Raw genomic sequence first — 14,821 nt, 5'->3', positions numbered from 1 at the left:
AAACCCGTGGCGGCGGCGCGGCGGGATGAGCAGGAAAGCGGGGGTGTAAAAAGGAGTTAATCATGGTTAGGCTTGAAAAAAACGATCCGCTGATGCTGGCGCGTCAATTACCCATCAAATCCGTGGCGTTGATCCTCGCGGGCGGCCGTGGCACCCGGCTTAAGGATCTCACCATTAAGCGTGCGAAACCTGCCGTTCACTTCGGCGGCAAGTTCCGTATTATCGATTTCGCATTATCTAACTGCATTAACTCAGGGATCCGCCGCATCGGCGTTATTACCCAGTATCAGTCGCATACGCTGGTGCAGCACATCCAGCGCGGCTGGTCTTTCTTCAGCGAAGAGATGAACGAGTTTGTCGATCTGCTGCCGGCTCAACAGCGCGTACACGGCGAAAACTGGTATCGCGGCACGGCGGATGCGGTGACGCAGAACCTGGATATCATCAGCCGCTACAAGGCCGAGTACGTGGTGATCCTCGCGGGCGACCATATTTATAAGCAGGACTACTCGCGCATGCTGATCGACCATGTCGAAAAAGGGGCGCGTTGCACCGTGGCCTGCATGCCGGTGCCCATTGAAGAGGCATCCGCCTTCGGCGTCATGGCGGTCGACGAAAACGAAAAGATCATTGAGTTTGTCGAGAAACCCGCCAACCCGCCGGCGATGCCGACCGACCCGACCAAATCGCTGGCCAGCATGGGCATTTATGTCTTTGACGCCGCCTATCTTTATGAGCTGCTGGAAGAAGACGATCGCAACGAGAACTCCAGCCATGATTTCGGCAAAGACATCATTCCGAAGATCACTGAAGCTGGCATGGCTTATGCACATCCTTTCCCGCTCTCCTGCGTTCAGTCCGACCCGAACGCCGAGCCGTACTGGCGCGACGTGGGGACGCTGGAAGCCTACTGGAAGGCCAACCTCGATCTGGCGTCAGTCACGCCGGAGCTGGATATGTACGACCAGAACTGGCCGATCCGTACCCATATGGAATCGCTGCCGCCGGCGAAGTTCGTGCAGGACCGCTCCGGTAGCCACGGCATGACCCTGAACTCGCTGGTTTCCGGGGGGTGCATTATCTCCGGGTCGGTGGTGGTGCAGTCGGTGCTGTTCCCGCGCGTGCGGGTGAACTCATTCTGTAACATTGATTCGGCAGTCTTGTTGCCAGATGTCTGGGTGGGGCGCTCATGCCGCCTGCGTCGCTGCGTGATTGACCGCGCCTGCGTCATCCCGGAAGGTATGGTGATTGGTGAGAACGCGGAAGAGGATGCACGCCGCTTCTATCGCTCAGAGGAAGGTATCGTGCTGGTGACCCGCGACATGCTGCGGAAATTGGGGCACAAACAGGAGCGCTAATGCAGGTCTTACATGTATGTTCTGAGATGTTCCCGCTGTTAAAGACGGGCGGTCTGGCGGACGTCATCGGCGCGCTGCCGGCGGCGCAAATCGCGGAGGGTATCGATACGCGCGTGCTGTTGCCGGCGTTTCCTGATATCCGCCGCGGCGTGGTGGATGCCCAGGTGGTGACCCGCCGGGATACGTTCGCCGGGCGGATCACGCTGCTGTACGGCCACTTTAACGGCGTGGGGATCTATCTGATAGACGCCCCGCATCTCTATGACCGGCCGGGGAGCCCTTACCACGATACCAACCAGCACGCTTATACCGACAACGTTCTGCGCTTTGCGCTACTGGGCTGGGTGGGAAGCGAAATGGCCAGCGGACTGGATCCATTCTGGCGTCCGGATGTGGTCCATGCCCACGACTGGCACGCCGGCCTGACGCCGGCCTACCTGGCGGCGCGCGGCCGCCCGGCTAAATCGGTCTTTACCGTGCATAACCTGGCGTACCAGGGGATGTTTTACTCCTGGCATATGAATGATATCGAACTGCCGTGGTCGTTTTACAACATGCATGGCCTCGAGTTTAACGGCCAGATCTCGTTTCTGAAGGCCGGTCTTTACTACGCCGATCATATTACGGCGGTGAGCCCGACCTACGCGCGCGAGATCACCGAGCCGCAGTACGCCTACGGCATGGAGGGGCTGCTGCGTCAGCGCCATCATGAAGGGCGGCTGTCGGGAATTCTCAACGGCGTTGACGACGGTATCTGGAGCCCGCAAAACGACCTCCTGCTGCCGATGCGCTACGATCGCGACACGCTGGAGGAGAAGGCGGAGAACAAGCGTCAGCTGCAGATCGCCATGGGCCTGAAGGTCGATGATAAAGCGCCGCTGTTTGCTGTCGTCAGCCGTCTCACCAGCCAGAAAGGGCTGGATCTGGTGCTCGAAGCGCTGCCGGGCCTGCTTGAGCAGGGCGGCCAGCTGGCGCTGCTGGGCGCTGGCGATCCGGTGCTGCAGGAAGGGTTCCTCGCCGCCGCCGCCGAACATCCAGGCAAAGTGGGCGTGCAGATTGGCTACCATGAGGCCTTCTCCCACCGCATTATGGGGGGCGCCGACGTCATTCTGGTCCCGAGCCGCTTTGAACCCTGCGGCCTGACCCAGCTGTACGGTCTGAAGTACGGTACGCTGCCGCTGGTGCGCCGCACCGGCGGTCTGGCGGACACGGTCTCAGACAGTTCGCTGGAGAACCTTGCCGATGGTCTGGCGACAGGTTTTGTCTTTGAGGACAGCAATGCGCTGTCATTGCTGCGCGCTATTCGTCGCGCCTTTGTCCTCTGGTCGCGCCCATCGCTCTGGCGCTATGTGCAGCGTCAGGCGATGAATATGGATTTTAGCTGGCAGGTTGCCGCGAACTCCTATCGCGAACTTTATCAACGCTTGATGTAACCACTGGAGTCATTGTTATGAATGTACCCTTTAGCTATGCATCACCGACGCTGAGCGTTGAGGCGTTAAAGCATTCTATTGCCTATAAGCTGATGTTTATCATCGGTAAAGATCCGGCCATCGCCAACAAGCATGAATGGCTTAACGCCACGCTGTTTGCCGTTCGCGATCGCATGGTGGAGCGCTGGCTGCGCTCCAACCGCGCGCAGCTCTCGCAGGAAGTGCGCCAGGTATACTATCTGTCGATGGAGTTCCTGATCGGCCGTACCCTCTCGAATGCCCTGCTGTCGCTCGGCATCTATGACGATGTGAGCAGCGCGCTGGCGGAGATGGGGCTCGATCTCGAAGAGCTGATCGATGAAGAGAACGACCCCGGGCTTGGCAACGGCGGTCTGGGCCGCCTGGCGGCCTGCTTCCTTGACTCCCTGGCGGCGCTAGGCCTGCCGGGACGCGGCTATGGGATCCGCTACGACTACGGGATGTTTAAACAGAATATCGTCGATGGCCGGCAAAAAGAGTCCCCTGACTATTGGCTGGAGTACGGTAACCCGTGGGAGTTTGAGCGCCACAATACCCGCTATAAAGTGCGCTTCGGCGGCCGCATTCAGCAGGAGGGGAAGAAAACCCGTTGGATTGAGACGGAAGAGATCATCGCCGAAGCCTACGACCAGATTATCCCCGGCTTTGACACTGACGCCACCAACACGCTGCGTCTGTGGAGCGCACAGGCCAGTAGCGAAATAAACCTCGGTAAGTTCAACCAGGGTGACTATTTCGCCGCGGTCGAGGATAAGAACCACTCCGAAAACGTATCCCGCGTGCTCTATCCGGACGACTCAACCTACTCCGGCCGCGAGCTGCGCCTGCGCCAGGAGTATTTCCTCGTCTCGGCCACGGTGCAGGATATCCTGAGCCGCCATTACATGTTGCATAAGACCTATGACAACCTGGCGGACAAGATTGCCATTCATCTGAATGATACCCACCCGGTGCTATCGATACCGGAGCTGATGCGCCTGCTTATCGATGAGCATAAATTCAGCTGGGACGAGGCGTTCGAAGTGACCTGCCAGGTCTTCTCCTATACCAACCATACCCTGATGAGCGAAGCGCTCGAGACCTGGCCGGTGGATATGCTGGGTAAAATTCTCCCGCGCCATCTGCAGATTATCTTTGAGATTAACGACTACTTTCTCAAGACTCTGCAGGAGCAGTATCCCAACGATACCGCGCTGCTCAGCCGTACCTCGATCATTGACGAGTCCAACGGCCGTCGCGTGCGGATGGCCTGGCTGGCGGTGGTGGTCAGCCACAAAGTCAACGGGGTGTCGGAGCTCCATTCCCGGTTGATGGTGGAGTCGCTGTTTGCCGAATTCGCTAAAATTTTCCCGATGCGCTTTACCAACGTGACCAACGGCGTCACGCCGCGCCGCTGGCTGGCGCTGGCCAACCCGCCGCTGTCGAAAGTGCTGGATGAGCATATCGGCCGCACCTGGCGGACCGATCTGAGCCAGCTTGACGAGCTGAAGCAGCATATCGACTATCCGACGGTCAACCAGGCTGTGCGTCAGGCTAAACTGGAAAACAAACAGCGGCTGGCCAGCTATATTGCGCAGCAGCTCAATGTGGTGGTGAATCCGAAGGCGCTGTTTGATGTGCAGATCAAACGCATTCACGAGTACAAACGCCAGCTGATGAATGTGCTGCACGTTATTACCCGCTATAACCGGATCAAAGCCGATCCGCAGGCCGAGTGGGTGCCGCGGGTGAATATTTTCGCCGGTAAGGCGGCTTCAGCCTACTACATGGCCAAGCATATTATTCACCTGATCAACGATGTGGCAGCGGTGATCAATAACGATCCGCAGATTGGCGACAAGCTGAAGGTGGTCTTTATCCCCAACTACAGCGTCAGCCTGGCGCAGCTGATCATTCCGGCAGCAGACCTGTCGGAACAGATCTCCCTCGCAGGCACGGAAGCTTCCGGCACCAGTAATATGAAGTTTGCCCTTAACGGCGCGCTGACTATCGGCACCCTCGACGGGGCGAACGTGGAGATGCAGGAGCACGTGGGCGAAGAGAATATCTTTATCTTCGGTAACACCGCGGAAGAGGTGGAGGAGCTGCGTCGCAGCGGCTATAAACCGCGCGAATACTACGAGCAGGATGAAGAGCTTCACCAGGCGCTGACGCAGATCGGTACCGGCGTTTTCAGCCCGTCGGAACCGGGGCGCTACCGCGACCTGCTGGATTCGCTGATTAACTTTGGCGACCACTACCAGGTGCTGGCGGACTATCGCAGCTATGTGGACTGCCAGGATCGCGTCGACGAGCTGTATCAACATCCGGAAGAGTGGGCCTATAAGGCGATGCTGAATATTGCCAACATGGGCTACTTCTCTTCCGACCGGACGATCCAGGAGTACGCGAAATATATCTGGCATATCGACCCGGTAAGGCTGTAAGCCAGTCAACGCAACACAACGGGGCCATTTGGCCCCGTTGTTTCATTATTGCGGTTGAACCTGGCCTCAGGCGTTTCCGCCGGGCAGCGTTACGACGCTAACGACAGCTCAGACTTTCCCGCATGCTGCGCCAGCCATTCGCTGATGCGCGCCTGCTGCTCGCCATTCAGCCACATGCCCTGTTTGGTACGGCGCCAGATGGCGTCATCCAGGCTGCGCACCCATTCATGCTCAACCAGATACTTCAGCTCGGCTTCATAAAACTCATGGCCAAAATCTTCTCCCAGATCGCTCAGGGCGCTGGCTTCTTTCAGGATCCACTCGCTGTTGCTCCCGTAGGTGCGGGCATAATGGCGGGCCAGTGATTCGCTGATGAACGGGAAGCGACGGCGCAGTTTTGCCGCGTAGTCGTCGCGGTCGCCGCCGATATCGCCGCCGGGGAGCACCGCGGTTTTGGTCCATGCCGGGCCGATCCCTTTGTAATAAGGGGTCAGTTTTTCCAGCGCGTGCTCGGCCAGTTTGCGATAGGTGGTCAGCTTCCCGCCGAAGACGGAGAGCAGCGGCGCCTGGCCGTTCTCATCGTGAATATCCAGCGTGTAGTCGCGGGTGATCGCCTGCGGCGAATCCGACTCGTCGTCGCACAGCGGACGGACGCCGGAGTAGGTCCAGACGATATCGTCCCGGCTGAGGGTCTTTTTAAAGTGCGCGTTATAGACGTTCAGCAGGTAATTAATCTCTTTATCATCAATGGCCACCGCTTTCGGATCGCCCTTATACTCGACGTCCGTCGTGCCGATGATCGAGAACTCATCCATCCACGGGATAACAAACACAATACGTTTATCTTCGTTTTGCAGAATGTAGGCCTGCTTCTGGGTATGTACCCGCGGCACCACGATGTGGCTGCCCTTAATCAGGCGGATACCGTAAGGCGAGCGCAGATGCATCCCTTCGTCGAAGAACTGTTTGACCCATGGACCGGTGGCATTGACCAGACCGCGCGCCTTCCAGGTAAACTTCTCGCCGCTATCAATATCTTCCGCTTCCACCACCCACAGGCCATTCTCTCGTTTTGCCGAGATGGCGCGAGTGCGGGTGCGTACTTCGCCGCCTTTGCGGACGACCATCTGCGCGTTGGCCAGCACCAGGCGGGCATCGTCGACCCAGCAGTCGGAATATTCGAAACCGCGCACAATTTCCGGCTTAAGTACCGATTCTGCGCCAAAACGCAAACCGGTGGATCCCGGCAGGCTGGTGCGTTTGCCCAGATGATCGTACATAAACAAGCCGATACGGATCATCCATGCCGGACGCAGATGCGGGCGATGTGGGAGACGAAAGCGCATCGGGAAGGCGATGTGCGGGGCCATTTTTAACAGCACTTCGCGTTCGGCCAGCGCTTCGCTGACCAGGCGGAACTCATAGTGTTCGAGGTAGCGTAGCCCGCCGTGGATCAGTTTGGAACTGGCGCTGGAGGTGGCGCAGGCGAGATCGCGCGCTTCCAGCATCAGTACGGATAAACCACGCCCGGCGGCATCTGCCGCGATACCGGCACCGTTGATGCCTCCGCCTATCACAATCAGATCTTTGGTTTCCACGTTCTTACCCTCTCACACTTTCGTTTAAGCTCACAAATGCTCGATATCGCTCACTATAGCAAACAAACGCGCTTTTGGTAACATCAAAAAAACATTTTGGAGTGATGGGTGTAACATATTGGCGTTTCTTTACCGCCTGACGGTACACTACAGGGTAAAATTGGGCCGGCCATCGCCCGTCATGACGAGAAAGAGAAGAGAACCATGGAACAGTTTGAATGTATCAACGTTGAAGAAGCGCACCAGAAACTGCATCAGCAGACGGCGGTTTTGGTCGATATCCGCGATCCGCAAAGCTATGCGATGGGCCATACGCCGGGCGCGTTTCATCTGACCAACGATACGCTGGGCGCGTTTATGCGTGACCACGACTTTGACACGGCGGTGATGGTGATGTGCTATCACGGCAACAGCAGCAAGGGCGCCGCGCAGTATCTGCTGCAGCAGGGGTTTGATAAGGTCTACAGCGTTGACGGCGGGTTCGACGCCTGGCATCGCCATTTCCCGGCGGAAGTGGCGCACGGGACGTTTTAACGGCTGGCAGGTATACTATCTCCCTTTGTGTGGAATAAGCGATTCGCTGCATGTTAATGATTACCTCTTTTGCCAACCCGCGCGTGGCCCAGGCGTTTGTCGATTATATGGCGACGCAGGGGATTATCCTGACTATCCAGCAGCACACCCAGAGCGACGTCTGGTTGGCTGATGAGAGCCAGGCCGGGCGCGTCAGGGCTGAGCTGGCGCGTTTTCTCGAAAACCCGGCGGACCCGCGCTATCTGGCGGCGAGCTGGCAGTCCGGGCAGACCAATAGCGGGTTGCGCTATCAGCGCTTTCCTTTCTTTGCCACGCTGCGGCATAACGCCGGCCCGTTCACCTGGGCGATTCTGCTAATCTGCATCGCGGTGTTCATCCTGCAAAATCTGCTGGGCGATCAGCCGGTGATGATTTGGCTGGCCTGGCCCTACGATCCTTCGCTGCAGTTCGAAGCCTGGCGCTATTTCAGCCACGCTTTCATGCATTTCTCGCTGATGCATATTCTCTTCAACCTGCTATGGTGGTGGTATCTCGGCGGCGCGGTGGAAAAGCGCATCGGCAGCGGCAAGCTGGTGGTGATCACCGTCATCAGCGCCCTGCTGAGCGGCTTTGTGCAGCACCAGTTTAGCGGCCCGTGGTTTGGCGGCCTGTCGGGCGTGGTCTACGCGCTGATGGGCTATGTCTGGCTGCGGGGCGAGCGCGATCCGCAGAGCGGTATTTATCTGCAGCGCGGGTTAATACTCTTCTCTTTAGTGTGGTTAATTGCTGGCTGGTTTGATGTTTTCGGCATGGCGATCGCCAACGGCGCGCACGTGGCTGGTCTGGCGACCGGTCTGGCGATGGCGTTTGTCGATACCTTGCATGGGCGAAAACGCGCATAAAGACTTACCGACAGGGGTCGGGTAGGCGACATTTTTCCAGGGATATTTCATGAAACAAACACAACGTCATGACGCCATTATCGAGCTGGTAAAAAAACAGGGTTACGTCAGCACGGAAGAGCTGGTTGAGCAGTTTGCGGTCAGCCCGCAGACCATCCGCCGCGACCTGAACGATTTAGCCGAACAGAAAATGATCCTCCGCCACCACGGCGGCGCGGCGCTGCCCTCCAGCTCGGTGAACACCTCCTGGCACGATCGCAAAGCGACCCAGACGGCGGAGAAAGAGCGTATCGCCCGGCGGGTGGCCAGCGAGATCCCGGACGGGGCGACGCTGTTTATCGATATCGGCACCACGCCGGAAGCGGTGGCGCACGCCCTGCTCGATCACAACGATCTGCGGATTGTGACCAATAACCTTAACGTCGCCAACACGCTGATGGTGAAAGAGGACTTCCGCATTATTCTCGCCGGCGGCGAACTGCGCAGCCGCGACGGCGGGATCATCGGAGAAGCCACCCTCGACTTTATCTCGCAGTTCCGTCTCGACTTCGGCATTCTCGGCATCAGCGGCGTCGACAGCGATGGCTCGCTGCTGGAGTTTGATTATCATGAAGTGCGCACCAAGCGCGCGATCATTGAGAATTCACGCCACGTGATGCTGGTGGTGGACCATACTAAGTTTGGCCGTAACGCGATGGTCAACATGGGCAGCATCAGCATGGTCGATGCGGTCTATACCGACGTGCTGCCCCCGGCGGGCGTGCTGAAGGTCATTACCGATAACAACCTCCAGCTCGAGCTGTGCTAAACGGCAACGGCGTCGTCAGACGCCGTATCCCATCATCTTAAGCAACTGCTGGGCATGCTGCACCGCGTCCTGACGGTGGGCGACGCCCAGTTTCTGATACAGATTGCGAATGTGGGTCTTGATGGTGGTGGCCGCCACGTCAAGCTCGCCGGCAATCTGCTCGTTGCTGTAGCCGGAATAGATTAAGCCAAGCACCTGCCATTCGCGCTGGGTCAGCGGGCTGGTGCGGATAAGCTCTGGCACCTCCGGGTGATTCAGCAGCCGCTCGACGAACCCTTCGTCAAAGTGGGCGAATTTGTGGCGATGATGTTGGTTGATGTCGCGCAGAATACGCTGGGCGCGATGCTGCTCCAGCTCCGGCAGGGTGTTCAGCTGGATCAGCTGGCGCAGCTGCTGGGCCATCGCCTCGCCCTCAATCACAAAGTGGTTGATAAAGCCGGTGCGGTTGGCGAGCGTCAGGGCTTCCAGCAGGGCTTTCTGCGCTTCGCTCTTGCGTCCTGCCTGCCAGTACAGCTGGTTGAGCAGCAGCAGGTTGCGGTTGAGATCGCTCATCAAACGCAGCGAACGCGCATTTTCGTTCAGCTCTTCCAGCACCATTTCCGCGGGTTCGAAATCGCCCAGCAGGATCTGCGCGCGGGCAATATTGCGCCATTGGCTCTGCAGGAAGTGGTTATTGGCGAATTCCGGCTTCGGCGTCTGGCGCAGCCAGTTGGCCGCCGCGGTTTTATCGCCGGTCATCTGCCAGTAGATCACCCGCACCTTGTCGGCGTTGGAGACCCAGTCGCTGTGATAGCGACCATTACCGAGCAGGTTTTCCAGTCGGTTCAGGTGGCTGCGGGCATTATCCAGATCGCCGCGCGCCAGCGAGCATTGCACCATGAGCGCCAGGCACTGCAGCTGCTGCTGTGGTTGATAAGTTGAGAGGACCTCCATCCCCTGACGGGCGCAGGCTTCAGCTTCGTCGAGGCGCGCCCATGCCCACAGCAGCTGAGAGCGGATGCGCAACAGGAACTCATGCATCGGCAACTGCTCAAGATGCTGTTCGCGTACCAGCTGAAAGGCTTTCTCCTGGCTCTCCCAGGCGGCCTGCAGGAAGCCCTGGGCGAACAGAATTTCGCTTTGCTGAATGATGCTCCACAGGGCGTAATGCCACACGTCGTGACGGCGGGCCATCTGTTCGGTCTGCTGCATCACGGCGAGAGATTTGGTCAGTTTACCCTTACAGTGGAGGACTTCGCCATGTACCGAGGTGGCGACGATGCGGCTGTAATAGTTGGCCAGCGGCAGTTCTTCCAGAGCCACCATCGACAGACGTTCCGCTTCGTCCTGGTCGCCGTCGTTAATCGCCACCTGCGCGCGCAGGGCGTTGAAATCGCCATGCATCGCGGTATCCATTTCGACGCTCATCTCCTGCTCGGCGCGCGCCAGCAGGGTGTTGACTTCGCTGTAGCGATGCTGGCTCTGCATCAGCCAGGCCTGCAGCAGGATCAGGCGTGGATTTTCCAGCAGATTTGACCAGGGCAGCGCCGACAGCGACTGCTCCAGCAGACCCAGTTCGCTATGGTTAAACATGCCCCAGGCGTGATTGAGCAAGATATCGCGCAGCATTTTGGCATCGCCGGCCGCCAGCGCATGGTGGATAGCCTCGCTGGGGAAGCCTTGCGCCATCCAGCTCTCCGCCGCGGCGCGGTGGATCTCCGGCAGTTCAACCGCCAGCTCCCACTGACAGCGCTGGCGCAGGAAACTGCCAAACAGCGGGTGATAGCGGAACCATTCGCCGGAATCATCCATCCGCTGCAGGAACAGCCCCTGACGTTCGATCTCCTCCAGCTGCATCTGGCCATTCTCTTCGCCGGTGACGCGAACGATTAACGCGTCGTTCATTGAGCGCAGCAGCGAACTCTTCAGCAAAAAGTTGCGCGTGCGGGCGTCGACGTTATCCAGCACTTCATCCACCAGATAATCCGACAGATGGCTGGCGTTAATCCCGGCGAGTCGGCGGGCGGAGTGTTGGGCGGAGGAGTTATTCTGGCGGGCGGAGAGGGCGATGAGCTGCAGCGCGGTGGCCCACCCGGCGACGTCGTCGCACAGCCGGCTGCTGTCGTCGGCTTCGATAGGCGACGTCAGACGGCAGTCGAAAAATTGTTTCGCTTCCTGGTGGGTAAAGGCCAGCTGCTGGCTGCCAATCTCCAGCAGCTGATCGCGGACGCGCAGGTTGGCAATCCCCAGCTGCGGCAGGTTCCGCGACAGGACCACGAGGGTCATATTCTCCGGCTGATGGCGGAGGAAAAAGCGCATCGCGTCATGGATCACCGGATTATTGATCAGATGGTAATCATCAATGACGAGGTACAGCGGGCGCTGCCAGTCGGCGAGTTCAATAAACAGCTGCGCAAAAAGAGAGGAGAGGCTGGCGTACTGGCGCTTTTGCACCATCGCTTCACTGGCCGCGCAGTGGTTGCCGGTGGCCTGCTGGATCGCCGCGATCAGATAACTGGCAAAACGCTCCTGCTGGTTGTCGCCTTCGTCCAGCGAAAACCACCCAAGATCGTTTTTACCTGCGGCCCACTGAGAAATGAGCGTTGTTTTACCGTACCCGGCAGGACTGGTGATCAGCACGAGACGATAATTGTTCGCGCCGGAAAGTTTCGCCAGTAAACGCTCACGAACCACGGTGTGTTCAAGGCGGACCGGACGACTTAATTTGGACGGAATCAACATAGTTCTACATTTCGCTGTGCAAGAGAGAGGTTGCGATTTTTTTTGCGCTTCGTAATTAATATCTAATAAGGTCGGTGATTATGAAATTTATTGCAAGTTATGTCCGAAGTTTATGCTCTTGAATTTGCTCTATGTCACAAATTTCGACATTGGTTGCGAATGGGGAAAAATCGCAGGCAGGACTCGTCATCAGCGGTTTTTAGCCGGTGGTGAGCGGAGCGGGGAGAGATTAATTTTATGTCTGAAGTAGTTGTTTGTTTTTATTAAATTATTGTCAGTGATTTCTTAGAAGTAATCTTTTTTGCGGGTTAATGTGATGAAATGTGCTTATTTTCCCGGAGGTCTCTATTTATTTTTTTAATAACCCTGCGAAGGGCGGGAAAATTTTTGCCGCGTATTGGCCTGTAACAAATTTTTGGTCGGCAGAAATGGCATCTCGACTGTCATACTGCGGTGATTTTTACAGCATATTTTGGCCTTCTCACCCACACTATAGTGGTCAGGATCACACTTTTCGCTCATCCCCGGCACTCCTCCCTGTCTAATCCCCGTCGGGATGAGGACGATGAATCGGGAGGTCGGCACACTAGCGCCATCGTTTTAGTAAAGGACCCGGATCTCATTATGTCACAGACTTCATTTAACAAAGCTCAGTTTCAGGCTGCACTGACGCGTCAGTGGCAGCGTTTTGGTTTACAGTCCGCTTCCGAGATGACGCAGCGTCAATGGTGGCGCGCCGTCAGCGGAGCGCTGGCGGAACTTCTGTCGGCGCAGCCGGTGGCAAAACCAGCGCAAGGACAGCGTCACGTTAACTACATCTCGATGGAGTTTCTGATTGGCCGCCTGACCGGCAACAACCTGCTCAACCTGGGCTGGTACGAGGGCGTGAGCGACGCGCTGAAAGGCTATGACGTCAACCTCACCGATCTGCTGGAAGAAGAGACCGACCCGGCGCTGGGTAACGGCGGCCTGGGCCGTCTGGCAGCCTGCTTCCTCGACTCCATGGCGACCGTGGGGCAGTCGGCGACCGGTTACGGCCTCAATTACCAGTATGGTCTGTTCCGCCAGTCCTTTGACGACGGCCAGCAGAAGGAAGCTCCGGACGACTGGGGGCGCAGCAGCTACCCGTGGTTCCGCCATAACGACGCGCTGGATGTCCAGGTCGGTATCGGCGGCAAAGTCAGTAAAAACGGCGAGTGGCAGCCGGCGTTCGTCATTACCGGCGAAGCTTGGGACCTGCCGGTGCTAGGCTATCGCAACAACGTCGCCCAGCCACTGCGTCTGTGGCAGGCCAAACACGCTCATCCGTTTAACCTGACCAAATTCAACGACGGCGATTTCCTGCGCGCCGAGCAGCAGGGCATCGACGCGGAAAAACTGACCAAGGTGCTGTACCCGAACGACAACCATCAGGCCGGTAAAAAACTGCGCCTGATGCAGCAGTACTTCCAGTGCGCTTGCTCAGTGGCCGATATCCTGCGTCGTCATCATCTGGCAGGCCGCAAGCTGGCCGAGCTGGCGGATTACGAAGTGATCCAGCTGAACGATACGCACCCGACCATCGCCATCCCGGAGCTGCTGCGCGTGCTGATCGACGAGCACCAGTTGAGCTGGGATGACGCCTGGGCGATCACCAGCAAAACCTTTGCTTACACCAACCATACCCTGATGCCGGAAGCGCTGGAGTGCTGGGATGAGAAGCTGGTGAAAGCGCTGCTGCCGCGCCATATGCAGATCATTAAAGAGATTAACGACCGCTTTAAACTGCTGGTGGACAAAACCTGGCCGGGCGATAAGCAGGTCTGGGCGAAACTGGCGGTGGTGCATAACAAGCAGGTGCGGATGGCCAATATGTGCGTGGTGGGCGGTTTTGCCGTCAACGGCGTAGCGGCGCTGCACTCGGACCTGGTGGTGAAAGATCTGTTCCCGGAATATAGCCAGCTGTGGCCGAACAAATTCCATAACGTGACCAACGGCATCACGCCGCGCCGCTGGATCAAGCAGTGCAACCCGGCGCTGGCCACGCTGCTGGATGAGACGCTGAAAAAAGAGTGGGCCAATGACCTTGACCAGCTGATCAATCTGGAAAAATACGCTGACGATGCGGCATTCCGTCAGACCTATCGCGATATTAAGCAGGCCAACAAAGTTCATCTGGCCGAGTTTGTGAAGCAGCGTACCGGGATTGAGATCAACCCGCAGGCGATTTTCGACATTCAGATCAAACGTCTGCACGAGTACAAGCGTCAGCACCTCAACCTGCTGCATATCCTTGCGCTGTACAAAGAGATCCGCGAAAACCCGCAGGCCGATCGCGTACCGCGCGTCTTCCTGTTCGGCGCGAAAGCGGCGCCGGGCTACTATCTGGCGAAGAACATTATTTTCGCCATCAACAAGGTAGCGGAAGCGATCAACAACGACCCGAAAGTCGGCGATAAGCTGAAAGTGGTCTTCCTGCCGGACTACTGTGTTTCGGCTGCGGAAAAACTGATCCCGGCGGCAGATATCTCCGAGCAGATCTCCACCGCGGGCAAAGAAGCCTCTGGCACCGGCAACATGAAACTGGCGCTGAATGGCGCGCTGACCGTCGGGACGCTGGATGGCGCCAACGTGGAAATCGCCGAGCAGGTCGGTGAAGAGAACATCTTTATCTTCGGCCACACGGTAGAAGAAGTGAAAGCTCTGAAAGCGAAAGGCTACGATCCGCTGAAATGGCGTAAAAAAGACAAACTGCTTGATGCGGTGCTTAAGGAGCTGGAGAACGGCACCTATAGCAACGGCGACAAGCATGCCTTCGACCAGATGCTGCACAGCCTGCTGCAGGGCGGCGACCCGTATCTGGTGCTGGCCGATTTCGAAGCCTACGTGGCGGCGCAAAAACGGGTAGATGAGCTGTATCGCGACCAGGAGGCCTGGACCCGCGCGACAATTCTCAACACCGCGCGCTGCGGCATGTTCAGCTCCGACCGCTCGATCCGCGATTATCAGCAACGTATCTGGCAGGCGAAACGCTAAAGGAAGGC

Annotated in this window: 9 protein-coding genes; 7 read left to right on the top strand and 2 right to left on the bottom strand. The window is 57.8% G+C overall.

What is annotated here, in order from left to right; translation table 11 throughout:
* Positions 1–62: 62 nt before the first annotated feature.
* Genes glgC through glgP form a run of 3 tightly spaced genes read left to right on the top strand, consistent with a single transcriptional unit; the run spans position 63 to position 5,256 of the window.
* Positions 63–1,358 carry a glucose-1-phosphate adenylyltransferase gene (glgC, locus tag ACLH1I_RS20135; RefSeq protein WP_002920566.1) on the top strand — a complete coding sequence of 432 codons (1,296 nt, stop codon included), beginning with the start codon at positions 63–65 and terminating at the stop codon, positions 1,356–1,358.
* Complete coding sequence (gene glgA / locus ACLH1I_RS20130) at positions 1,358–2,791, top strand: glycogen synthase GlgA (RefSeq protein ID WP_004202133.1); 1,434 nt, start codon at positions 1,358–1,360, stop codon at positions 2,789–2,791. The genes glgC and glgA overlap by 1 nt, the downstream gene beginning before the upstream one ends.
* A gap of 17 nt (positions 2,792–2,808) precedes the next feature.
* A complete protein-coding gene (gene glgP, locus ACLH1I_RS20125) occupies positions 2,809–5,256 on the top strand; it encodes a glycogen phosphorylase (protein WP_004202135.1) in 2,448 nt (815 codons plus the stop codon).
* Between the two features lie 89 nt (positions 5,257–5,345).
* Here glgP and glpD read toward each other — a convergent pair whose 3' ends face one another.
* The gene (glpD, locus tag ACLH1I_RS20120) at positions 5,346–6,854 is read right to left on the bottom strand and encodes a glycerol-3-phosphate dehydrogenase (protein ID WP_004202136.1); all 1,509 of its coding nucleotides are present in this window, start codon (positions 6,852–6,854) and stop codon (positions 5,346–5,348) included.
* 204 nt (positions 6,855–7,058) lie between these two features.
* On the opposite strand from glpD, the gene glpE reads away from it, so the two are divergent.
* The 3 genes from glpE to ACLH1I_RS20105 are packed head-to-tail and all read left to right on the top strand — an operon-like array spanning position 7,059 to position 9,077.
* Positions 7,059–7,388 (top strand): thiosulfate sulfurtransferase GlpE, encoded by a 330-nt coding sequence (glpE, locus tag ACLH1I_RS20115; RefSeq protein WP_004202138.1) that lies wholly within the window; start codon positions 7,059–7,061, stop codon positions 7,386–7,388.
* Positions 7,389–7,438: 50 nt separating this feature from the next.
* Positions 7,439–8,269, top strand: coding sequence for a rhomboid family intramembrane serine protease GlpG (glpG, locus tag ACLH1I_RS20110; protein ID WP_004151408.1), 831 nt, complete (start codon positions 7,439–7,441; stop codon positions 8,267–8,269).
* A gap of 49 nt (positions 8,270–8,318) precedes the next feature.
* The gene (locus tag ACLH1I_RS20105; RefSeq protein ID WP_002920548.1) at positions 8,319–9,077 is read left to right on the top strand and encodes a DeoR/GlpR family transcriptional regulator; all 759 of its coding nucleotides are present in this window, start codon (positions 8,319–8,321) and stop codon (positions 9,075–9,077) included.
* Positions 9,078–9,092: 15 nt separating this feature from the next.
* Here the strand turns inward: ACLH1I_RS20105 and malT are convergent, their stop codons facing one another.
* A complete protein-coding gene (gene malT, locus ACLH1I_RS20100) occupies positions 9,093–11,798 on the bottom strand; it encodes an HTH-type transcriptional regulator MalT (protein WP_151629249.1) in 2,706 nt (901 codons plus the stop codon).
* A gap of 624 nt (positions 11,799–12,422) precedes the next feature.
* On the opposite strand from malT, the gene malP reads away from it, so the two are divergent.
* Positions 12,423–14,813, top strand: a complete 2,391-nt coding sequence (malP, locus tag ACLH1I_RS20095; protein ID WP_032456685.1) for a maltodextrin phosphorylase — start codon at positions 12,423–12,425, stop codon at positions 14,811–14,813.
* The last annotated feature ends 8 nt before the right edge of the window (positions 14,814–14,821 follow it).

This window comes from Klebsiella sp. 1SOBk10mer (genome assembly GCF_046602535.1).
Lineage (GTDB): Bacteria > Pseudomonadota > Gammaproteobacteria > Enterobacterales > Enterobacteriaceae > Klebsiella > Klebsiella quasipneumoniae.
Note: the sequence above shows the minus strand (reverse complement) of the source record. Positions and strands in the feature narration are given on the sequence as shown.